At 65.8% G+C, this 21577-nt stretch carries 19 protein-coding genes; 8 read left to right on the forward strand and 11 right to left on the reverse strand.

The genetic code is table 11. From position 1 onward, the window contains the following. Positions 1–46: 46 nt before the first annotated feature. The 11 genes from AC3WS4_RS13805 to AC3WS4_RS13855 form a co-directional block, all read right to left on the reverse strand. The gene (locus tag AC3WS4_RS13805) at positions 47–985 is read right to left on the reverse strand and encodes an acyltransferase family protein (protein ID WP_492739641.1); all 939 of its coding nucleotides are present in this window, start codon (positions 983–985) and stop codon (positions 47–49) included. After that, entirely contained in the window at positions 986–2038 is a 1053-nt protein-coding gene (locus AC3WS4_RS13810; RefSeq protein WP_492739640.1) for a glycosyltransferase family 4 protein, read from the reverse strand. Next, on the reverse strand, positions 2035–3051 hold the full coding sequence (locus AC3WS4_RS13815) for a CgeB family protein (protein WP_492739639.1): 1017 nt from the start codon (positions 3049–3051) through the stop codon (positions 2035–2037). Before AC3WS4_RS13815 ends, AC3WS4_RS13810 begins: the two co-directional genes overlap by 4 nt. Continuing rightward, positions 3048–4181, reverse strand: a complete 1134-nt coding sequence (locus AC3WS4_RS13820) for a glycosyltransferase (RefSeq protein ID WP_492739638.1) — start codon at positions 4179–4181, stop codon at positions 3048–3050. Before AC3WS4_RS13820 ends, AC3WS4_RS13815 begins: the two co-directional genes overlap by 4 nt. Positions 4182–4201: 20 nt before the next feature. After that, entirely contained in the window at positions 4202–5062 is an 861-nt protein-coding gene (locus AC3WS4_RS13825) for an FkbM family methyltransferase (RefSeq protein ID WP_492739637.1), read from the reverse strand. Positions 5063–5093: 31 nt separating this feature from the next. Further along, positions 5094–6353 carry a tetratricopeptide repeat protein gene (locus AC3WS4_RS13830; RefSeq protein ID WP_187669026.1) on the reverse strand — a complete coding sequence of 420 codons (1260 nt, stop codon included), beginning with the start codon at positions 6351–6353 and terminating at the stop codon, positions 5094–5096. Beyond that, a complete protein-coding gene (locus AC3WS4_RS13835) occupies positions 6346–8568 on the reverse strand; it encodes a GumC family protein (protein ID WP_056351533.1) in 2223 nt (740 codons plus the stop codon). Before AC3WS4_RS13835 ends, AC3WS4_RS13830 begins: the two co-directional genes overlap by 8 nt. A gap of 26 nt (positions 8569–8594) precedes the next feature. Then, a complete protein-coding gene (locus AC3WS4_RS13840; RefSeq protein WP_056351531.1) occupies positions 8595–9305 on the reverse strand; it encodes a polysaccharide biosynthesis/export family protein in 711 nt (236 codons plus the stop codon). A 97-nt stretch (positions 9306–9402) separates the two neighbouring features. Further along, positions 9403–10809, reverse strand: a complete 1407-nt coding sequence (locus AC3WS4_RS13845; RefSeq protein ID WP_492739636.1) for an O-antigen ligase family protein — start codon at positions 10807–10809, stop codon at positions 9403–9405. A 71-nt stretch (positions 10810–10880) separates the two neighbouring features. Then, positions 10881–12149 carry a nucleotide sugar dehydrogenase gene (locus AC3WS4_RS13850; protein WP_492739635.1) on the reverse strand — a complete coding sequence of 423 codons (1269 nt, stop codon included), beginning with the start codon at positions 12147–12149 and terminating at the stop codon, positions 10881–10883. Between the two features lie 55 nt (positions 12150–12204). Continuing rightward, positions 12205–13200, reverse strand: coding sequence for an SDR family NAD(P)-dependent oxidoreductase (locus AC3WS4_RS13855; RefSeq protein ID WP_187140136.1), 996 nt, complete (start codon positions 13198–13200; stop codon positions 12205–12207). Between the two features lie 226 nt (positions 13201–13426). Between AC3WS4_RS13855 and gmd the strand changes: the two genes are divergently transcribed. The 8 genes from gmd (at position 13427) to AC3WS4_RS13895 (ending at position 21495) form a co-directional block, all read left to right on the forward strand. Continuing rightward, complete coding sequence (gene gmd / locus AC3WS4_RS13860; protein ID WP_443028063.1) at positions 13427–14470, forward strand: GDP-mannose 4,6-dehydratase; 1044 nt, start codon at positions 13427–13429, stop codon at positions 14468–14470. Further along, positions 14463–15404 (forward strand): GDP-L-fucose synthase, encoded by a 942-nt coding sequence (fcl, locus tag AC3WS4_RS13865; RefSeq protein ID WP_492739634.1) that lies wholly within the window; start codon positions 14463–14465, stop codon positions 15402–15404. Before gmd ends, fcl begins: the two co-directional genes overlap by 8 nt. Positions 15405–15463: 59 nt before the next feature. Continuing rightward, complete coding sequence (locus AC3WS4_RS13870; RefSeq protein WP_492739633.1) at positions 15464–16927, forward strand: protein adenylyltransferase SelO; 1464 nt, start codon at positions 15464–15466, stop codon at positions 16925–16927. 121 nt (positions 16928–17048) lie between these two features. Next, complete coding sequence (gene rfbF, locus AC3WS4_RS13875; RefSeq protein WP_492739632.1) at positions 17049–17834, forward strand: glucose-1-phosphate cytidylyltransferase; 786 nt, start codon at positions 17049–17051, stop codon at positions 17832–17834. A gap of 8 nt (positions 17835–17842) precedes the next feature. Continuing rightward, positions 17843–18955, forward strand: coding sequence for a CDP-glucose 4,6-dehydratase (gene rfbG / locus AC3WS4_RS13880; protein WP_492739631.1), 1113 nt, complete (start codon positions 17843–17845; stop codon positions 18953–18955). 20 nt (positions 18956–18975) lie between these two features. Continuing rightward, positions 18976–19425 (forward strand): dTDP-4-dehydrorhamnose 3,5-epimerase family protein, encoded by a 450-nt coding sequence (locus AC3WS4_RS13885; RefSeq protein WP_492739630.1) that lies wholly within the window; start codon positions 18976–18978, stop codon positions 19423–19425. After that, complete coding sequence (locus AC3WS4_RS13890) at positions 19418–20335, forward strand: NAD-dependent epimerase/dehydratase family protein (RefSeq protein WP_492739629.1); 918 nt, start codon at positions 19418–19420, stop codon at positions 20333–20335. Before AC3WS4_RS13885 ends, AC3WS4_RS13890 begins: the two co-directional genes overlap by 8 nt. Continuing rightward, complete coding sequence (locus AC3WS4_RS13895; protein WP_492739628.1) at positions 20332–21495, forward strand: glycosyltransferase; 1164 nt, start codon at positions 20332–20334, stop codon at positions 21493–21495. Before AC3WS4_RS13890 ends, AC3WS4_RS13895 begins: the two co-directional genes overlap by 4 nt. Positions 21496–21577: the final 82 nt, after the last annotated feature.

Below are 21577 nucleotides of genomic sequence, written 5' to 3' on the forward strand. Positions count from 1 at the left end.
ACGCGCGCGCTGTCGAGCGCCGCGGACCATGTCGACGCGGTACGCATCAGGCGCGCATGCCGAGCAACAGCCGCCGCGTCGGCGAAGACAGCGCGAACAGCCGATGCAGCGCGACCCCGACAGCAACCGCCACGACCACGATAATCGGCCATTCCAAGGCGGGTTTGAGCAGCATCAGCACCAGGAGATGGGTGTACATGATCGTCAATGACGCGCGCCCGATCGTCGCGACGCCGGGGACGGGGACAGCGGAAACGAAGCAGATCGCGCCGATCGCGGCGGCAGCGGCGAGGGTTGCGACCGGAAAGACGCCATAATCCAGATATTTGAAATCGACCTTTCCGCCATAGGGGGCGAGGAGGAAGAAGGCGGCGGCGCACAGCGCCAGCCCGGCGATCGCCTTCCAATCGGGTTTTGCGACCCGATCGAGTCCGACATGATGGCCGGCGGCGGCAAAGGGCAGCGCCATGCCGACGGTCAGCAGACCATAGGGATTGAACGGCGTGAGACCGCCGAGCAGGAAGGAAGCGGTCGCTGTCGCGGCGAGGACGGCGCCCTGCGCCCACAAGGGCAGGCGAAGCAGCAGGTTCAGCAGCAGCAAGGTGACGAGCAGCGCGGTCGGGAACCAGAAGGTCCCGAACGCACCGGTCAGGAAGGTGCCGCCGAGCAGGAAGTGAAGCGGGCCGGGTACGGGAAGCCCGCTTCCCAGCGCCGCATTGGCGACGATCAGGCAAAACAGGATGAGCAGGGCGAAGGCGACATAGGGAAGCAGCAGCGCCCGCGCCTTGCCGAGCGTCGCGGCGACGCCGCTGAAGGACCGAAAGGTGAGACCCGACAGGAAAAAGAACAGCGGCATGTGAAACAGGAATATGTCGTGGACCAGCCGGTCGACGGTCGCGATATGGCCGACGACCACCAGGATGATGCCATAGCCCTTGGCGCGGTCGACCCATAAGGCGCGCGGCGGCGGCGTTGCCGTCTCCATCTAGGGTCGTCCGAGGCCCGTGCCGGCGATCAGCGCGCGCATCGCTTGCTCGATGCTCTTCGCAAAAGCGTCGAAGCTGTAGACGTCGAGCGCCGCACGCGGTGGCGCCTTCGCCGTCAGCACCGTCTCGACCCCCGCCGCGACCGCGGCGCGATCGCCTGGATCGACCAGCAGCCCCAATTCGCCATCGAGCAGCGCGTCGCGCCCGCCGTCGAGCGTGCTGCCCATCACCGGCACCCCGCACGCCAGCGATTCGAGAAAGACGATGCCGAAACCCTCGCCGCGGCTGGGCATCGCGAAAGCATCGGCGAGCCGGTAATGATCGAGCTTTTCGGCGCGGTCGATGAAACCGGCGAAGATCACCGAGTCGGCGACCCCCAGCCCAGCGGCGAGATCGATCAGCCGCTGCTTGTCAGGCCCCTCGCCGGCGACGAGATAGCGCAGATCGGGCTGGCGCTCCTTGAGGTCGGCCATCGCCTGGATCATCTCGTCGACGCCCTTGTGCCGGTCCCATCCGGGCAGGCGCGCCAGCGTCATCACCACTTTCTTGCCCGCCAGCCCGTAACGATCGACCAGATAGTCAGGCCGGGGGCCGGGGGTGAAGTCCGACAGCTCGACGCAATTGTGGACGATGTGCATCGGCACACCCGGCATCCAGTCGCGCATGCGGTCCTGCGTCGTCCGGCTCACCGGCCAGATTTCGGTCACCTGTTCGGTGGCGCGCAGCCGCGAGGGACCCGGCTTGTCCCACACTTCGATGCCATGCGCAGGGAGGACGACCGGGATGCCGAAACGCCGCGCGATCCCGATGACCAGCGGGACGAGGTTGATATGGCCGACAAAGATCAGGTCGGGGCGCCAGACGAGGCAGTGGAACAGCGCCTGCACGCCGAACACCGCCTTGTCGGCGGCGGCGCTCGCCATCCGCCCGCGGCAGACGATCCGCATCTCGGCGTCGTCGATCCCGCGCAGTGCGTCGGCGACGTTGCGATTATATTGCGCGATGCCGCTCGCCGCCTGATAATCTTCGTTGAGGAGCAGCAGCACCTTCATGCCGTGATCACCCGGCGAATTTCGGCCAGCATCGCGCGCGCGCGGTCGTCGAAATGGGATTCGATTTCGACCGTCCGCCGCCGCGCCGAAGCCCGGACTTCATCGGCCTCGGCGGCGGGCATCGCCAGCAGCCGCTGGGCCTTCGCCAGCATTTCGGCGGGGGTGGTGAAATAAAAGGCGTCGCGGTCGGCCACAAAGAAGTCGCGATGCTCGGGGCTGTCGGGCGCCAGCAATATGCCGCCGACCGCCGGCACTTCGAAGCTACGCAGATTATGCGACCCCTCGTTGTGCGGGCGGAACATGTTGAGCTGGAACCGGTAACGCCGCAGGATGCGCAGCATGTCGGTGCCGCGCTCGACCGGATAGATGCCGAGCATCGGCCCCGGGGTCAGGAACTTCTCCCACCCCCAGCCGAACAGGTCCATCGCGACGCCATTTTCGATGAGCAGCCGGACCGCCGCCGCGCGATCCTCGTCGGGATTGGCGTTGAAACAGCCGCGCAGCACCTCCGGCTCGCTCGCGAGTTCGTCGTGCAGCGCATCGTCGACCGCATGGCCGAACGGCAGCACGGCGACCGGCAGGTCCGGATAGGCCTCGCGCATTTCGCGCCCGATCGGACCACTATAGGTGAAATAGAGCTGGTACGCCGGGATGCTGTCGCGGACATTGGCGTTGCCCGCGCCCGACAGGAAAAAGCGAAAGGGGTGATCGGGGTTGTAGTTGACCAGCTGGACACCGCGCGCTGCGATTTTGCGGAGCAGGGCGGGGGGATAGTCGAAGCCCTTGAAGATGATCAGCACGTCGGGTTTTTCGGCGGCGACCGCACGCTCGAGCGTCTTCGCCGCTACCGATCCTGCCAGCCGTCGCAGGCGCAGCAGGATGCGCCCGGCCAGCGAGGCGGGCGCTTCGCCGATGTCATAAGCAGCGACATCGGCCCCGGCATGGACCAGCCCGCGATAATAGCAATCGGGCACCGCCCAGGGATTGCCGCTGACCGGCGTCAAAATCTTCACGATGCGCCCCCGCGGGTCCGCGTCATGATCCGCAGCACCGGCGCGAATTGCTCCTCATAGGCCCATTCGGCGATCATCCGCTGGCGTGCGGCTTCGCCCATCGCGCGCACCGCGTCGCGGTCGGCGCCAAGCTGCCGGAACGCCTCGGCGATCGATGCCGCGTCGGCGGGGTCGCAGACAACCGCATAACCCGGCTCGACGAACATCGCGTGCCAGTCGGCGCCCGGCCCGACGACGAGCGCCTGTCCCTGGCCGATCGCGTCGAAGGTCTTGTTCGAGGCCCCGGCCATGTAGCGCAAATTGACTTCGAAGGCATCGAGCGGCAGCGCCGCGAATGTGACGTCATAGCCCTGCAATGCGCCGAGCAGTTCGTGATAGGGCATCGCGCCGCGGAACAGCAGCCGATCCGCACAGTCCCGCGTTTCGGCATGGGCGCGCAGGCGGTCGCAATGGCCGCGCGACGACACGGTCTCATATCCGATCACCGTCAGTTCGATGTTCGGCACCGCGGCAAGCGCGTCGACCAGTGCGAAGGGGACGCGGTGGATGTTGATCGAACCCGCATAAACGACGCGCACCGGGCCTTGGGCGGCGATGACGCGCGGCGGCCCGACCTCGGCGCGGCAGGGGGTGTTCCAGGCGACGATCGGCGCGCGTCCCGCGGGCAGCCCGGCGTCGCGCGCCAGCAGCGCCGCTCGGTCGGCGTTGGGCAGCACGACGGCGTCGGCGCGGCGCGCCATCGCCTTGCGCCCGGCCCACTCTGCCCGCAGCCGTGCCGACGCGCCTTCGACCGGCGAGTCATGCTCGTGATAGACGATGCCGCCGCGATGAAACGCACGGACCGGTGCGCAGAGCAGCGCCGCGGTCGCGTCGGCGATATAGAGCCAGTCGGGCTTCCAGCGCCGCACCAGAGAGGCTGCCTTTGCGGCGAAACGCAGCGGGGTCAGGCGCCCGAAATACACCCAGTCACAGGCATCCGAAAGATCGTCGGCGACAGCAAGCGGGTCGTCCTCGCCGAACCCGACGCCGAGATAGCGGACCTCGTGCCCGTCGCGGCGCCACAGCCGCCCGGCGCGCATCGCTGCAGGAAAACCGCCGGGGTTCGCATATTGGATATAGAGGATTTTCATCGCGTGTGATCGCCGGATGCCTAGACGGCGATTCCGTAGACATCGACCGGCGGCGCGCTTTGCAGCCGCTGCGCCACAAGCGCCTCGTCGCGGACATAGAGGCTGTTGTTCGCGGCGTGGACCGGGGTCGACGAAAGTCGCCGGGTGAACGGGTCATAGTGGCGCTGCACGAAACCATGGCCCGCCAGCAGGTCGGCGATGTCCTGCGTCACCGTTTCGACCTCGACCGCCTGCAACTGCGGTGAAGCCAGGGTCTTCGGCGCGCCCGCGATGACAGCGGGTTCATGGCCCTCGACGTCGATCTTGATGAGCAGGGGCACGCGCCCCGCCAGCACCGTGTCGAGCGTCGTGCCATGGACGCGCACCGCGCCCGGCGTATCCGCGTCAGCGACATGGTTGATCGTGTCCATGCCGCTGGTGAACCACAGTTCCTGTTCGCGGTCGCCGAGCGCGCTCGTGTGCACTTCGACCTGGTCGCCGACTCCATTGGCGTCGATGTTGCGCGCCAGCGTCGCGACCGTGTTGGTGTCGGGTTCGAACGCGATGACGCGGGCGCCCGCAACCTTGGCGGCGAGGATCGTGAAGCTGCCGATATTGGCGCCGATATCGACGAACAGGTCGTCGGCGCGCAACATATGGAGCACGAAGCCCATGTCGGCGAACTCGTGCAGCCCGAAATAGACGTTGCCGGTCGCACCGGTCATCCCGCGTTCGACGACGAGCCGGCTGCCGCCGACCCACGAATGGACGCGCGGTCCGCCGAGCAGCCGGGCACTGAGCTGCCATCGCGCGATCCGCGCAAGGGTGCGCAGCCGCTGCCGCTCGCCGATCGGGTGTGCCATCGCATAGCGGACAAGCCGCGCCGGCGAAAAACCGCTCATCGTGCATCGTTTCCCGATGTTGAGGCCGCCATCAGCGGACCGGCTGAAGGTCGACTTGCTGAAACTCCGCCTGCAGCGCCGAGGTACCGAAACCGCCCGCGACGATCAGGCCGACCCAATAGTTGCGGCAACCGCCGCTCGGGACGCTGAAGTCGACGGGATCCGCTGCAACGCCGCGCGCATATTTGATGCTTGCGAACACGCCCGACTTGTCCTGTTCGGCGCAGGCGACCTGCCAGACCGCCGACGCATCGTCGTTGCTGGTCACCAGCCTGCCGCGCGTGGCGAAACGATAGCTGCCGGGGGTCAACTGGATGAGCTGGCGCGCGACCAGATTGGGCCGTTCCTCGTCGGACACGACGACGAGCCGGTTGCCCTTCGCGTCCTTGGCGATGTCCGAGCCATAGGCCGATTCGCGGATCAGATGCCAGTCGATCGGCGGGTAGGGGCCTTCCTCCTGAAAGCGGCCGTGATGGACGATCGACGTGTCGGCTTTCGGCCCGGCGCCCGCGATCTGGCGCTCATAGGCGCGCGCGGCGTCGAAATCATGCTGGACGACCATCATGCTGATCAGCGTCCGGTCGAGTTCGCCAAAACTGGGCGGCAGATCCTTGCGCACCGACAGGATGACCTGCGCGAGCGGCACCGCCTTCTGCTTGGTCCCGATATAATAGCTCAGGAAGCTGGGCAGCCAGTCGGGCGCCGGACGAAACAGCCGCACGAACTGCGGCTTCATTTCGGGTTCGGCTATCGCCTTCGACAGGATCGGGAACAGCAGCGCCTGGCCGCGGCGCGAGGTGCGCAGCGAGGCGTCGACGTCGGTCATCGCCTGATCCATGCGGCCGCGTTTCACGGCATCCTCGATCAGCCACAGATTGGCGACATAGTCGCGCCGCGTAAGATAGGTCGCGGCCATGATCGCGGGTTTCACCGGCTTGCCATGGCGCGCGTTGTCGAGGCCGATCATGCGATAGGCCGCGGGCAGCATCGGGTTACCGTCGAGCGCCTCGCGGCTCAGCTTTGCCGCCGCGCCGGTCTGGCTCGCGTCGCCGGTGGCATAGACGAGGTCGCTCGCCATCTGCGCCTTGACGGTGGCATTGAACGGATTGAGCGTCAGCGCGCGCGCCGGGCTGTAGACCGCCATGACCGATGACGCGGTGAACGTCGTGACCAGCAGCCAGACCACCAGCACCGCGGCGCCATAGAGGAGGACACCCCGGCCCGGCAGGCGCGAGACATGACGCGCGCCCGATCCACCGATTTTCCTGCCCCCGACTGCGACCCTATTCACCCGGCTGCGTGTCGGCATAGCCGTACCCATATTCATAACCATAGCCGTAATAGGCCCGCTTTTCGTCGAACTTGGTCAGCACGACACCGAGCAACGTCGCTCCGGCGGCGCGCAGGCGTGCGAGCGAATAACGGATCGCATTGGTTCGGGCGCCTTCGGCCTCGACGCAATAGACGACGCCTTCGACCTTGCTCGCCAGCAACGGCGAGTCGGCAAGGCCGAGGACCGGCGGCGCGTCGAGCACGACGTGCTGGAAATGCTGGCCCAGTGCCGCGACCAGGTCGGCGATGCGATCGCTCGACAGCAGTTCGGCGGCATTCGGCGGCATCGGGCCGGCGGTGATGAAGGGCAGGCCATCCTGTTCGTCGTGATGGATCATCGCCATGATGTCGTTGTTGCCCGACAGGAAGTTGCTCGTTCCCGCGCCATTGGCGACACCCGCGAGGCGGTGGACCGACGGCGAGCGCAGATCGCAATCGACGATGATCGCGCTGCGTCCGATGCGATGGAGCGATAGCGCCAGCGCATAGGAAGAGGTCGACTTGCCTTCGCCCTTGCGCGTCGAGGTGCACATGAGCGAGCGCGGGACGCCGGTGGTCGTCGAGAAGCGCAGCGCGGTCTGGACCGACAGATAGGCTTCGGACTGCGACGACTTGCGGTCGCGCACTTCTTCGATGGCCAGTTCGTTGTCGGTATCCGGAATGACGCCGAGCAGCGGGAGGTCGGTGACTTCCTGTGCTTCGGCGGGGTCGCGGACCGTGGTGTCGATCTGGGCGAGGATGATCGTCAGCAGCGCGGCAAGCGCAAGGCCGATCAGCAGCGCGGTGAACATGTTGCTCGTCAGCCGCGGGCTCGACGGCACGCCGGGGACCAGCGCGCGATCGACGATCGCGACATTGTTCGTGCCGACGCCGCCGGCGATTCCGACTTCCTTGTAGCGCTGGAGCAGGCCGTCATAAAGTTCGCGGTTGGTGTCGACCTCGCGCTGCAGGATGCCGTACTGGACACTGCGGCGACGTTCATCGACCAGATTGACCTTGGTCCCCGACACGCGCGAGCGCAGTTCCTCTTCGCGGGCGGCTGCGGCCGTATAGGCGGCGCGCGCGGTCGCGACGTTCGATCCGCCGACCTGGTTCTGCTCGGCGTTGATCGCCCGGTCGACTTCCTTGATCTGGCGGTCGAGCGCCTGCGCCGGCGGGTAGTCGGGCTGGAATATCACCATCAGCTTGGCATATTCGGATTGCAGGTCCGCCTTGCGTTGGCGCAGGCCGGCGACGCTGGCGCTCCCGCTGGCGAGGGCGGAGGCCTGTCCGGTTGCGGCCTTCAACGCGCTCTCGGCGGCGATCCGTTCGATCGTCGCCTTATTGAGCGCATCGTTCAGCGCGACCAGGTCGGTGGCCATGATCGAGCGCTCGACGGTCGGTGCCTTCGGGTCGCTGCTGTCCGACTGCGCGATGGTGAGGATGCCCTGCCGTTCGGCATAGCTCATCATCTCGCGCTCGGCCTCTTCCATCTTGGCCTTGGTCTGCTGCAGCTGATCCTCAAGGAACCGGCGTGCGTAGGACGCGGAATCATAGCGGCGCTCGAGATTGCCGGCGATGAAATTCTCGGCCCAGCTGTTGGCGATCTTCGCCGACAATTCGGGGTTGGGAGTCGACACCGAAATGTCGACCAGCGCCGATCCGATGACCGGCTTGATCTGGACCATGCTGCCGAGCACCGAGGCGACGCCGCGGGTCGCGGCATCGAGTTCGGCCTTCGACATCACGCGCAGCGACGACGGCGGCGCCTTGCCGCCAAAGGCCGCCAGGAAGGTCGGGTCTCGCGCCAGGTTCAGGCTTTTGGCGACGCGCGCGGCCTGCGAACGGGCGCGCAGCAAGTTATACTGCGTCTGATAGAATTCCTGCTCGACGCGGCCGCCCCGTTCGGGCTCGACGCCGCTCATGTTGAGCACCTTGGATTCGGTACGCGAAACCTCGATCCGTGCGTTCGCGGTATAGATGCGCTGGGCGAGCATCGTGTAGACCGCGCCGCCGATCAGGCAGGCGATGATCGTGCCGATGATCACCCATTTCCAGCGCAGCGCGACGCGCCAATATTGCAGGATCCACGGCATCGCCGTCGCGAAGCCGCCGGCCTGCCGCCCCTGATCGCCTTCGGCGGTCTGGCTTGCTGGCACGGGCAACGGCTGGGATTTGGGGGTTGCGTCGGTCATGGAACGAGTCGAACTTCCTGCAAATCTTACTTGATGAGGGCTACGATCGGAGAGACCAGCAGCGGTGTGGTCGCCAAGATATCCTTGAACAGGCGGCGCCCCGGCGAATCGCCGACCACGACGACGTCGTTGGCAAAGACTTCGGGATCGTCATACACGCCGGTCCGGATGGCTTTCAGATTGTAGAGCGCGGCCATGCGTTGCCCGCCGACGGTGCGAAAGATCACGACATCGTCGAGCTTGGCGAATTCGGTCGTCCCCTTGGCGAGCGCGACGGCGCGGATCAGCGACATCTTGCCGACCACGGGATACAGGCCCGGCTGCGCCACCTGTCCCTCGACGGTCAGCACCTGGCTGACCGATTCGGTGACGTTGACGCTGACATCGGGACGGCGGACGAAGCGCGTGAGCTTTTGCTCGATCGCCTCGGCGAGTTCGGCGCTCGTCTGGTTCGATGCCTTGATCTGTCCGACCAGCGGCAACTGGATCATCCCCGCAGCGTCGGTCTGCACCTGCTTGCTGAGGTCGGGGACGCCATAGACGTCGACGCTGAGCCGGTCGAACGGGCCGATCAGATAGGGACGCGTCTCACCGACGAGGTCGTTCCCGGTTGGCGCCGGCAGCGCATTGCCGTCCATGACCTGGAGCGTCTGGGTGCTCGTGAGCTGCGGGCGACCGCCACAGCCGGCCAACAGGCAGGCGGCGGTCAGGCTAGCGATAGCCAAACGAAAGTTCACCGAAACATCATCCCTTTTTTATGTCCTGAGGGGACTAGCCCGCCCACCCCGCAAAGGAAACCGCAAAATCAAACCTATGTCGCAACGCAGCATCGGCTCAGCGGAAACCGGCGGAGGTCTTTTGCCCCTTGCGGCGCGCGCTGGGGATGTCGGGACGACGATAGACGAGCACCGTGGCAAGCGTCGCCATCGCGGCGAGCGCGGGCGTCCGCAGCGGATAATCGACCAAGCTGGCCGCCGCGAAAATCGCCAGCATCATCACCGATACGAGGATTCCGATGCGGTCGGTCGGCGCCGACTGCTCGTGCTGCCAACCGCGCTTCGCCGCGCGCCAGACGATCACGCCCCAGCCGACCAGCAGCAGAAGCGCGGGCAGTCCGCCGTCGATCAACAGCTCGAGATAGTCGTTATGGGCGTGGTTCAGATATTGCAGCGACAGGAGGTTGACCGGTTCGACGATCTTGTACGCCGCCTCGAAACTGCCGAAACCGCCGCCGAACGGCGCATAGTGCCAGATCATCACGTTGAGCGTCGGAAGGACCGCGAAACGCAGGTCGGCGACCACGTCGCTCTGGTCGAGCCGATCCATGAAACCAGCCCCGAACAACAGCATCGCCGCCGCACCGGCGAGCGTTCCGGCGATCGACGCGATCAGCGTGAGCCGCACGATCTTTGCCGCCGATTCGGTGCCGACCGCGGCGCTGCGCATCCGGTAGAGCAAGATGCTGGTGACGAGGAAGCTGACGCCGCCGATGGCCAGGCCGGCGCGCGAGCCGGTCGCCATGATCGCGAGCATCATCGCCACCCCGCCGAGCACGCCGAGCAGGGTTGCGGCGTGGCTGCCGGCGCGATCGGCGCGGCCATGGACGTACCACAGCAGCAGCGGCCAATAGAGCGCGAGCAGCACCGCATGATGGTTGCGGTTGGCGAAAAAGCCCACCGCGGCGCCGGTGTTGGTGATGCGGTGGAAATAAGGGGCGCCCTCGCCGCCCAGCAATTGCAGCACGCCGAACACCGCCGCGACGCCGAGGAACGCGAGCAGGCGCAGCGGCAATTGCCGCAAGTCCTGGTCGGACGTGCGCCCGACGAGCAGCACGACCGCCAGCGGGACCAGCAGGTCGAGCAGCGAATGGATCGCGCGGCCCGGCGACAGCGCCAGCGGGCGCCAGCCGATCTCGACCCCGGCGGCGGTCATCCGCGACGCGAGTTCGCTATGGCCGGGCAGCACCGACCACAGGCCGGCGGGCAGCGGGATGAGCTGGATCAGCATCCATCCCGCGGCGGCGGCGAGCAGCAGCAGCAGCGGACGGCAGCGTTGCAGCCGGTCACGCCCGCGCTCCTCAACCCAATAGGGAAGGGCAATCGCGATCGCGACGATCGCCAGCGTGCGCACGATCACCAGCCCGACGCTGTCGACACGGGCCGACCCGCCGAACAGCAGGATGGCGATCAGGAAAATCGCCAGAAACCAACGATCGAAGAGGGACTCCCGGGAACGCGACATTCATTCTTCCATGTTTTCAGTCGTTGACCGCGCCTTAGGCAGATATTGCCGCATGCGCCACCCCCGGATGGTTAAATCGACCAGTAGCGGTGGGTCGAAGCCGCGTCGGCGGCAGGCGCCGGCCACATGCGCTTGATGTCGGCGACAAGCCCGCCGGGACGCAATATCGCCGCGAGATCGGTCGCTGAAAGCGTCCGAAACGCCTCGTGCCGCACCGCGCCGATCACGCAGTCATAAGCGGGTTCGCCGGGCATCGATGCCAGGTCGAGTCCATATTCGTGCCGCGCTTCGGCGGGGTCGGCGTGCGGGTCATGGACCGCGACGCTGTGGCCGTGTCCGCGCAGCGCCTGCACCAGGTCGATGACCTTGCTGTTGCGCAGGTCGGGGACGTTTTCCTTGAAGGTCAGTCCCAGGATCAGGATGTCGGCGCCCGGCTTGCCGAGCGCGGCGTGGATGCCGTCGGCCATCCACTGCGCCATGCCGTCGTTGATCGCGCGGCCCGACAGCACGACCTGCGGGTCGATACCCAATTCCTGCGCGCGGTGGCTGAGATAATAGGGGTCGACCCCGATGCAGTGGCCGCCGACCAGGCCGGGTTCGAAGGGCAGGAAATTCCACTTCGTCCGCGCCGCGTCGAGCACATCCCACACCGAAATGTCGAGCGCCGAGAAAATCTTGGTCACTTCGTTGATGAAGGCGATGTTGATATCGCGCTGGGCGTTCTCGATCACCTTCGCGGCCTCGGCGGCGCGGATCGACCTGGCGCGGAACACCCCGCCGCTCGTCACCTTGCCATAGACGGTTGCGAGCAATTCGGTGATCTGGTCATTCTCGCCCGCCAGCACCTTCATGATCTTGTCGACCGTATGCTCGCGGTCGCCCGGATTGATGCGCTCGGGCGAATAGCCGAGGAAAAAATCGCGCCCGCGCACCAGCCCCGACAATTCCTCGATCATCGGCCCGCAAATATCCTCGGTCACCCCGGGATAGACGGTGCTTTCATAGACGATCGTCGGCGTTTTCGCCGCGTCGAGGAGGGCCGCGACGGTGCGCGTCGCGCTGCGCACCGGCGACAGGTCGGGGCGGTTGTCGGCATCGATCGGCGTCGGCACGGTCACGATATAGAGGTCGGCGCCGCTGCAATCCGCCGCATCGCTGGTCAGCGCCAGCCCGCACGCGGCCAATGCCGCAGCATCGACCTCGCCCGTCCGATCGTGACCATCGCGCAGCTCGGCGATCCGCGCAGCATTGCTGTCCAGCCCGACGGTGTCGAAATGCTTCGCGAGCTGGACCGCGAGCGGCAATCCGACATAGCCCAGCCCGACGACGACGATTTTCATTTCGCTCTGATCCTTTGCCGCTTTTGCAGCGGTCCTTGGGGGAGTGGGGGAGGCGTCAAAGCCCGTGATAGTCGCGGTACCAGGCGACGAAATTGGGGATGCCGACGTCGATCGGGGTCGTCGGCTCGTAACCGAGGTCGCCCGAAATCGCGCTGATGTCGGCATAGGTTTCGGGGACGTCGCCGGGTTGCAGCGGCGCCATCTGCTTGATCGCCTCGCGCCCGCAGGCCTCCTCGATCAGCGAAATCATCCGCGTCAGCTCTTCGGACCGGTTGTTGCCGATATTGTAGAGCCGGTGCGGCGCGACGCTGCCGCCGGCCTTGAGTTCGCCGTCGTCGGGCGGCGGATTGGCTATGCACGCGGCGACCCCCGACACGATATCATCGATATAGGTGAAGTCGCGGCGCATCGCGCCGGCGTTGAACACCTGGATCGGCGTGCCCTCGAAAATCGCTTTGGTGAAGATCCACATCGCCATGTCGGGGCGGCCCCAGGGGCCATAGACGGTGAAGAAGCGCAGGCCGGTCAGCGGGATGCGATAGAGATGGGCGTAGGTCTCGCTCATCAGTTCGTCGGCCTTCTTGGTCGCGGCATAGAGCGACATCGGATGGTCGACGCGGTCTTCGACGCGGAAGGGCAGGGTCTTGTTGCCGCCATAGACCGACGAGGAGGAGGCATAGACCATCGGCACACCGCGGGTCCGCGCGACTTCGAGCAGGTTGAGGTGCCCGACGAGGTTCGACTGGACATAGGCGCGCGGATTGTCGATCGAATAACGAACCCCCGCCTGCGCGCCCAGATGCGCGATATCGGCGAATTTCAGGTCGGCGAGCGCTTCGTCGAGCGCGGTCGCGTCGGCGAAATCGACCTGGCGGAAGGTGAAGAGATCGCCATATTCCGCCGACAATTTCGCCAGCCGCGCGCGCTTCAGCTCCGGGTCGTAATAGTCGTTGACGATATCGATGCCGATCACCGGCCGGCCTTCGCCCATCAACCGCCGCGCGAGATGGAAACCGATAAATCCGGCGGCCCCGGTAATCAACACGGTCAACAATCATCTCCTGTCGGATGCGGTTTGTGGCACCGCAGCATGGCCGCGATAGACATGTGAGCCTTTGGCAACAAGGGCGAAGTTCCCCTGCGGGCAACAGCCCGGTTGACTTCGCGGGCAAGGCGCGGAAAGGGATGCACCGCCGAATAGCGCGGATCACACGCGCTCGAACACTCTCCCCGGAACGAGGAATAAAGTCTTGGCGGAACAGGAAAAAATTGCCCTTGTGACCGGAATTACCGGACAGGATGGCGCCTATCTCGCGCGGCTGCTGCTCGACAAGGGCTATGTCGTCCACGGCCTCAAGCGCCGCTCATCTTCGTTCAACACCAGCCGGATCGAGGATATCTATCAGGACCCGCACGTCGAAAACTCGCGTTTCCACCTTCATTATGGCGACCTGACCGACAGCACCAACCTGATCCGCATCGTCCAGGAAACGAAACCGACCGAAATCTACAACCTCGCGGCGCAGAGCCATGTGCAGGTAAGTTTCGAGACCCCCGAATATACCGCGAACAGCGACGCGATCGGCACGCTGCGGCTGCTCGAGGCGATGCGCATCCTCGGCATGGAAAAGAGCTGCCGTTTCTATCAGGCTTCGACCTCGGAGCTTTATGGCCTCGTCCAGGAAGTGCCGCAGCGCGAAACCACGCCCTTCTATCCGCGCAGCCCCTACGCGGCGGCGAAGCTCTATGCTTATTGGATCGTCGTGAACTACCGCGAAGCCTATGGCATGCATGCGTCGAACGGCATCCTGTTCAACCATGAAAGCCCGCTGCGCGGAGAGACCTTCGTCACGCGCAAGATCACCCGCGCCGCTGCGGCGATCAGCCTCGGCCAGCAGGACAAGCTGTACCTCGGCAACCTCGACGCCAAGCGCGACTGGGGGCATGCCCGCGAATATGTCCGCGGCATGTGGATGATGATGCAGCAGGACGAGCCCGACGATTATGTCCTCGCGACGGGCGAAACCACGCCGGTGCGCGACTTCGTCGAATGGGCGTTCGAGGATGTCGGCATCGCGCTCGAGTGGAAGGGCGAGGGCGTCGACGAAAAGGGCTATTGCAAGGCCAGCGGCAAATGCCTCGTCGAGGTCGACCCGCGCTATTTCCGCCCGACCGAGGTCGACCTGCTGATCGGCGACCCGTCGAAGGCGCATCAAAAGCTTGGCTGGCGCCACGAAACCTCGGTGCGCGAGCTGTGCCGCGAAATGGTCGCCGCCGACGTCGCGGCATACAAGGCCGGCACGACCCCGTCGCATGACTGAGGCCTTTTCGCTCGCGGGCAAGCGCGTCTGGGTCGCGGGACACCGCGGCATGGTCGGCAGCGCGCTGGTACGCCGGCTTGCCGATGAGAATTGCGAGGTCCTGACGGCTGGGCGCGATATGCTCGACCTGCTCGATCAGGCGGCGGTGCGCGCATGGACCGCGCGCGAAAGGCCCGACGCGGTCTTCCTCGCGGCGGCGAAGGTCGGAGGAATCCTGGCCAACGACAGTTTTCCGGCCGATTTCCTCTACCAGAATCTCGTCATCGAAACGAATATCGTCGATGCGGCGCACCGCGCCGACGTCGCGAAACTCTGCTTTCTCGGTTCGTCGTGCATCTATCCGAAGTTCGCCGAGCAGCCGATCGTCGAGGAGGCGTTGCTCACCGGCCCGCTCGAGCCGACCAACGAATGGTATGCGATCGCCAAGATCGCCGGCATCAAGCTCGCGCAAAGCTATCGCCGACAATATGGCGCCGATTATATCTCGGCGATGCCGACCAACCTCTATGGCCCCGGCGACAATTTCGACCTCAACTCCAGCCATGTGCTGCCCGCGCTGATCCGCAAGGCGCATGAGGCGAAGACCAGCGGCGCCAAGACGATGATTTTGTGGGGCAGCGGCACGCCGATGCGCGAATTCCTGCATGTTGACGATTGCGCCGATGCCTGCGTCTTCCTGATGAAGCGCTATTCGGACGCCGGGCACATCAACGTCGGATCGGGAACCGACATCGCGATCATCGACCTCGCGCGCCTCGTCTGTCAGGTCGTCGGCGCCGATGTCGAGATCGTCCTCGACACCGGCAAACCCGACGGCACCCCGCGCAAGCTGATGTCGAACGCCAAGCTCGCCGGCATGGGCTGGTCGCCGCGCATCGCGCTGCGCGACGGGATCGCCTCGACCTACGACTGGTTCCTCGCGCACCGGCGCTGACGCCCGGCGCTTGCATTCGCGCCCGACAGGCTCGACATAGAAAGGCGAGGAGCAGGGCCATGGATTTCGCCTTCGACAATAGTTTCCACCGCGACATGGAGGGCTTTTACGCCCCCGCTGAAGCCGCGCCGCCCTCGGCGCCGAAGCTGCTGGTCTTCAACCATGCACTGGCGAAAAAGCTCGGCCTCGACGTTGCGGGCACCGGCGACGACACGCTCGCGCGCCTGTTTTCAGGCGAGGCGATGCCCGGCGGCGCCAATCCGCTCGCCTTTGCCTATGCGGGGCATCAGTTCGGCCACTTCTCGTCGCAGCTCGGCGATGGCCGCGCGTTGCTGCTCGGCGAAATCGTCGCCCCCGATGCCGCGCGTTTCGACGTCCAGCTCAAGGGATCTGGCCCGACGCCTTTCTCACGCAACGGCGACGGCAAGGCCGCGATCGGCCCGGTGCTGCGCGAATTCCTCGTCTCCGAAGCGATGGCGGCGATGCATGTGCCGACCACGCGCGCCCTGGCGGCGGTGGCGACGGGCGACCGCGTCCAGCGTGAACGCGCCCACCCCGGCGCGGTGCTGACTCGAATCGCGAGCAGCCATATCCGCGTCGGCACCTTCCAGTTCTTCGCCGCGCATTTCGGCGCCGAGCATGTCGTGCAATTGTCCGACTATAGCATTCGGCGCCATTTTCCCGACCTCGCGAAAAGCCCCAACCCGCATCTCGCGCTGCTCGACCGCGTGATCGGCCTGCAATGCGAACTGGTCGCGCACTGGCTCGGGGTCGGCTTTATCCATGGCGTGATGAACACCGACAATGTCGCGATCAGCGGCGAGACGATCGATTATGGCCCCTGTGCTTTCATGGACCGCTTTTCCGCCAACACGGTGTTCAGCTCGATCGATGCCAATGGCCGTTACGCCTATGGCCGTCAGCCGCAGATCCTCCACTGGAACATGGCACGTTTCACCGAAGCCCTGCTGCCCGCCATCCACGCCGTCGATCCGGCGGACGTCGAGAAGGCCAAGGGACTCGTCGATGCGATCCCCGACCGCTTTCGCACCCATTGGTTCGCCCGCATGCGAACCAAGCTTGGCCTTGCCAGCGCGCATGAGGGCGATGCGGAGCTGATCGACAATCTCTTCGGCGAACTCGAAAACCATGCGATCGATTTTACCGGCTTCTTCCGGGCCCTCGCCATGCTGCTGCGCGGCGATGCGAGCGAACTCGAAGCCCTGCTCCCGCAACCCGAGGTTATGGCGCCCTGGATTGCCAGCTGGTGGGCCGAACTCGAACGCGAGGATATCCATCCGCTCGAACGCGCCGCGGCGATGGATGCGGTGAACCCGCGCTATGTCCCGCGCAACCACCGGGTCGAAGAAGCGCTGACGGCAGCGGAGCAGGGCGATCTGGCGCCGTTCCAAGCGCTGCTCGAAGTCGTGCGCGCGCCCCATGTCGAACGCGCCGACTGGGCCGGCTATGCCCAACCCGGCTCGGCCGAAAATGACCCTTATGTGACGTTCTGCGGCACATGAATTGGCGATCAAGGTTCGAAGCGCGTTGCAGCGTCTTGGCTTTGCGGCTACCGAGCGGGCGCTTGATAGCCCAATTGATTCCGCCACATCCTGACAATCAGAACGGAACGAGCTCACCCCTATGAAAGCATTGATTCTCTGTGGCGGCCGGGGAACCCGGCTGCGCGAAGTGTCCGAAACGCTGCCCAAGCCGATGGTGCCGATCGGCGACAAGCCGATCGTGTGGCACATCATGAAAATCTATGCGGCGCACGGCATCACCGACTTCGTCCTGCTGCTCGGCTACAAGGGCGACATCATCCGCGATTTCTTCCTGAACTATGCGAACCAGTCGTCCGACGTCACCGTCGACCTGTCGAAGCGCGGCGAGGACCGGCTGCAATTCCACAAGCACCAGACCGAGGACTGGAAAGTCACGCTCGCCGAGACCGGCGAGGATGCGATGACCGGCGCCCGCATCCGCCGCGGCGCGCGCTATCTCGACGGGGTCGATCAGTTCTGCGCCACCTATGGCGACGGTGTCGGCGATGTCGACATTTCGGGCCTCGTCGATTTCCACAAGGGCCATGGCAAGACCGCGACGCTGACCGGCGTCTATCCCCCGGGCCGCTTCGGCGAACTCGGGACCGAGGGCGGCGTCGTCGCCAGCTTCAACGAGAAGCCGCAGGTGTCGGGCGGGCACATCAACGGCGGCTTCTTCGTCTTCAACCGCAATTTCGTCGACGACTATCTCGACGATCGCGAAGAGCTGATCCTCGAACGCGAGCCGATGGAACGCCTTGCCGCCGACCGCGAGTTGATGATGTACGAACATAATGGTTTCTGGCAGCCGATGGACACGCCGCGCGAATATTCGCTGCTCAACGAGCTGTGGGCCGACGGGCAGGCGCCCTGGAAGAAGTGGTAAGCGGCGGCATGTTCGGCGACGCCTATCGCGGCAAGACGATTCTGCTCACCGGTCACACGGGCTTCAAGGGTTCGTGGATGGCCGAATGGCTGCTGACGCTGGGCGCCAATGTCGTCGGCTTCTCGCACCGCGTCGACGACGGCCCGTCGCATTTCGACAGCCTCGGCCTCGCCGACCGGATGACGCATATCCTGGGCGACGTCCGTGATGCCGATGCGCTGTACGACGTCGTGACGGCGCACCGGCCCGACTATGTCTTCCACCTCGCGGCGCAATCGCTCGTCCGCTATTCCTACGACCATCCGGTCGAGACGATGGCGACCAACGTCATGGGCACCGTCAACCTGCTCGACGCGCTGCGCCGCGCCGGCCATCCGGCGGCGGTCGTCTGCGTCACCTCGGACAAATGTTACGAGAACCGCGAAGTCCTGTCGGGCTACCGCGAGGACGATCCGATGGGCGGCCACGACACCTATAGCGCGTCGAAGGGCGCCGCCGAGATCGTCGCGCACAGCTATCGCCGCAGCTTCTTTTCCGCCCCCGACAGCCCGGTGAAGATGGCGACGGTGCGTGCCGGCAACGTCATCGGCGGCGGCGACTGGTCGCTCGACCGCATCGTCCCCGATTGCGTGCGCAGCTTGGCAAAAGACGAGGCGATCCGCCTGCGCAACCCGTCGGCGACGCGGCCCTGGCAGCATGTGCTCGAATCGCTGAGCGGCTATCTCTGGCTCGGCGCACTGCTCGGCGGCGCCGCAACCACCGCGCGGGTAAAATCGCCGGCGGACGTCACCGAAGCGTTCAACTTCGGCCCTTGGGTCGAAGCCAATGGCTCGGTCGAGCGGCTGGTCACCGAATTCCTCAAGCATTGGCCCGGCGAATGGATCAACGCGGCGGAAGCCGGCGCGGTGCACGAGGCGGGCCTGCTCGGCCTGTCGATCGACAAGGCGTATCACAAGCTCGGCTGGGCGCCGACGCTGGACTTCGCCGGCGGCGTCGCGCTGACTGCGGGCTGGTACAAGGCGGTGGTCGCCGACCAGGCGCCGGCGCTCGACCAGACGCGTCACGATATCGAAACCTTCGTCGCCGAGGCGCGAGCGAAATCGCTCGCCTGGGCGGCCTGAACCAACCCAAGGGGAATAGCATGATCGACGGCGTCCTGATTACACCGCTGCGGCAAATAGCGGACGAGCGCGGCAAGATCATGCACATGCTGCGCAGCGACGCGCCGCATTTCGACCGCTTCGGCGAGATCTATTTCTCGTGCGTCCAGCCCGGCGCGATCAAAGCCTGGCATATCCACAGCGAAATGACGCTGAACTATGCCGTCGTCCACGGCCGCATCAAATTCGTCCTCTACGACGACCGCGAAGGCTCGCCGACGCGCGGCGAACTCCAGGAAATCTTCATGGGCGAGGATAATTATTGCCTCGTCACCGTGCCGCCCTTCGTCTGGAACGGCTTCAAGGGTTACGGTCAGTATCCGGCGATCGTCGCGAACTGCACCACCCACGTCCATTCGGCCGACGAGATCGACCGGATGGACCCGTTCACCGACAAGATCCCGTACAACTGGGACGTCCGCCATGGCTGATGGCCGGCTGCTGCTCGTCGGCGGCAGCGGATATTTCGGGGCGCGGCTGGCCGAGGCGCTGGCCGGCGCCTGGGACGTCGCGGTCACCGTGCGTTCGGACACGCCCGCACGCGCCGCATGGCTCGCCCAGCACGGCATCGCCTCTTTTCGCTACGACAGCAGCCGCGACGCGGACCTGCCGGGCGGCGATTTCGACGCGGTCGTCAACCTCGCGATGCCCGGCGCGCAGGCGGCCGGCAAGGATGCCGACGCCGCGATGGCACAGGGCCGCAGCACCGCCGCCGCGTGCCTCGCCGCGCTGCGCGAGGGCAGGACGACGCGCCTCGTCCATTTCTCGACCTTCCACGTCTATGGCGGCACCGTCCCCGAGACCTACACCGAGGACATGCCCAAGGCGCCGGGCCATCCCTATGGCAAGACGCACCTCGCGATCGAGGGCGATCTCACCGCCAGCGACGTCGCCGAGCGCATCGCGATCCTGCGCCCGACCAACATGGTCGGCGCGCCCGCGCATGGCGATCTCGGCGAACAGGCGGGGCTGATCTTCCTCGACCTCTGCCGCCAGGTCGCCGAAACCGGTGCGATGAGCCTGCGCAACGACGGGCAGAGCTATCGCGACATCCTGCCGTTCGGCGATGCGATCGCGGCGGTCGAGCTGTTGCTGCGCGCGACGAGCGGCTGGAACAATCTCTTCAACCTCGGCGCCGGACGCGCGATCACGATGCAGACGCTCGCCGAGTCCATCGCCGCCGCCGCGCCGCAGCCGGTACCGATCACCTATGGCGACGGTACCGACGCCTTCCGCAGCCCGTTCACGGTCGACATCGCGCGGCTCGGCGCGCTTGGCTGGGCGCCCTCGGCCTCGATCGCTGACGAGGCCCGCCACACCATCGCCACCTTTGCCGCGTGACCACCCCGCGTCTCCTCGCCATCTCGCTCTCGTGCCACGAGCCGGTGAACCGCGCGCTGTTCCGCGAAATCGGCGCGCTCGGCATTCCCGTCCATCTCGTCGTGCCGCGCCGCCATTTCGTCGGCGGTCAGTGGCGCGATACCCCCGACTTTCCGCCCGAAAATTACGACCTCACGCTGCTCGACCTCACCGGCACCAACCAGCGCACCCACCAGCTGCAGGGGCTGCAGGCGGTCGTCGATACCTTCCAGCCGACGCACATCTATTGCGACAGCGACCCCGCGAGCATGATGGTGCGGCAGGCCAAACAGGTCGCGCCGAACGCACGGCTATGGTCGCTCACCGCCGAGAATATGCCGCAAAGCCTCGGCATCGACCTCAAAAAGGCGGCAGAAACCCGCAACCCCGCCGGCATCGCCTCGGCGCTGGTCAAGGCGTGGCTTCGCCGCTCGGCGCGCCGCAAGGTCGATCGCGTGCTGACGCTCAGCCAGGACGGCACCGCGCTGATCGAAAAAATGGGCCTCACCGCGACGCAGGTACCGATTGGTTTCGACCCGCGCCTGTTCCAGCCCTTGCCCGAAGCCGAACGCGCCGCGGTGCGCGCCGAGCTCGGTCTCACCCGGCCGGTGATCGCCTATTTCGGGCGCCAGACCCCCGAAAAGGGCATCCATGTCCTGATCGACGCGCTCGACCGCATCCGTGACCGCCCCTGGCAGTTCCTGATCGACGATTTCATCGGCGCCTCGGGCTACACCGCGCAGCTCCAGGCGCAGATCGAGCGGCTCGGACTATCCGATCGCGTGACTTTTTTCGAATCGCGGCACGAAGACATGGCGCGTTACATGAACGCGGCCGACATCGTCGTCCTGCCGTCGCTCAGCACCCCCAAGTGGAAGGAGCAGTACGGCCGCGTCATCCAGGAAGTGATGGCGTGCGGTCGCACCATGGTCGGCAGCCGATCGGGCGCGATCCCCGAAGTGATGGGCGGGCAGGGGCATTTGTTCGACGAAGGCGACGTTGTCGGCCTCGCGAAACTGCTCGGCGATCTGCTCGACAAGGGGCAATATGCCGATGAAGCGGCGCGAAGCTACGCGCTGGCGAACCTGTCGGTGAACCGTCAGGCCGAGATCATGGCCGGCCACCTGCGCGCGGAAATGTGATCCGCAGCCGCGACTACGCAACTCTATGCCGTTCGCCACGTTGCGAAAGCCGACGACGGCAGTGATCGACGGAGTGCCGATC

The organism is Sphingopyxis sp. EU05-FHT14B03, assembly GCF_058790875.1.

Coding starts and splice junctions, on each gene's coding strand:
- AC3WS4_RS13805 (WP_492739641.1), bottom strand. CDS start 985: ATGGAGACGGCAACGCCGCCGCCGCGCGCCTTATGGGTCGACCGCGCC.
- AC3WS4_RS13810 (WP_492739640.1), bottom strand. CDS start 2,038: ATGAAGGTGCTGCTGCTCCTCAACGAAGATTATCAGGCGGCGAGCGGC.
- AC3WS4_RS13820 (WP_492739638.1), bottom strand. CDS start 4,181: ATGAAAATCCTCTATATCCAATATGCGAACCCCGGCGGTTTTCCTGCA.
- AC3WS4_RS13825 (WP_492739637.1), bottom strand. CDS start 5,062: ATGAGCGGTTTTTCGCCGGCGCGGCTTGTCCGCTATGCGATGGCACAC.
- AC3WS4_RS13835 (WP_056351533.1), bottom strand. CDS start 8,568: ATGACCGACGCAACCCCCAAATCCCAGCCGTTGCCCGTGCCAGCAAGC.
- AC3WS4_RS13845 (WP_492739636.1), bottom strand. CDS start 10,809: ATGTCGCGTTCCCGGGAGTCCCTCTTCGATCGTTGGTTTCTGGCGATT.
- AC3WS4_RS13850 (WP_492739635.1), bottom strand. CDS start 12,149: ATGAAAATCGTCGTCGTCGGGCTGGGCTATGTCGGATTGCCGCTCGCG.
- fcl (WP_492739634.1), top strand. CDS start 14,463: ATGACTGAGGCCTTTTCGCTCGCGGGCAAGCGCGTCTGGGTCGCGGGA.
- AC3WS4_RS13870 (WP_492739633.1), top strand. CDS start 15,464: ATGGATTTCGCCTTCGACAATAGTTTCCACCGCGACATGGAGGGCTTT.
- rfbF (WP_492739632.1), top strand. CDS start 17,049: ATGAAAGCATTGATTCTCTGTGGCGGCCGGGGAACCCGGCTGCGCGAA.
- rfbG (WP_492739631.1), top strand. CDS start 17,843: ATGTTCGGCGACGCCTATCGCGGCAAGACGATTCTGCTCACCGGTCAC.
- AC3WS4_RS13885 (WP_492739630.1), top strand. CDS start 18,976: ATGATCGACGGCGTCCTGATTACACCGCTGCGGCAAATAGCGGACGAG.
- AC3WS4_RS13890 (WP_492739629.1), top strand. CDS start 19,418: ATGGCTGATGGCCGGCTGCTGCTCGTCGGCGGCAGCGGATATTTCGGG.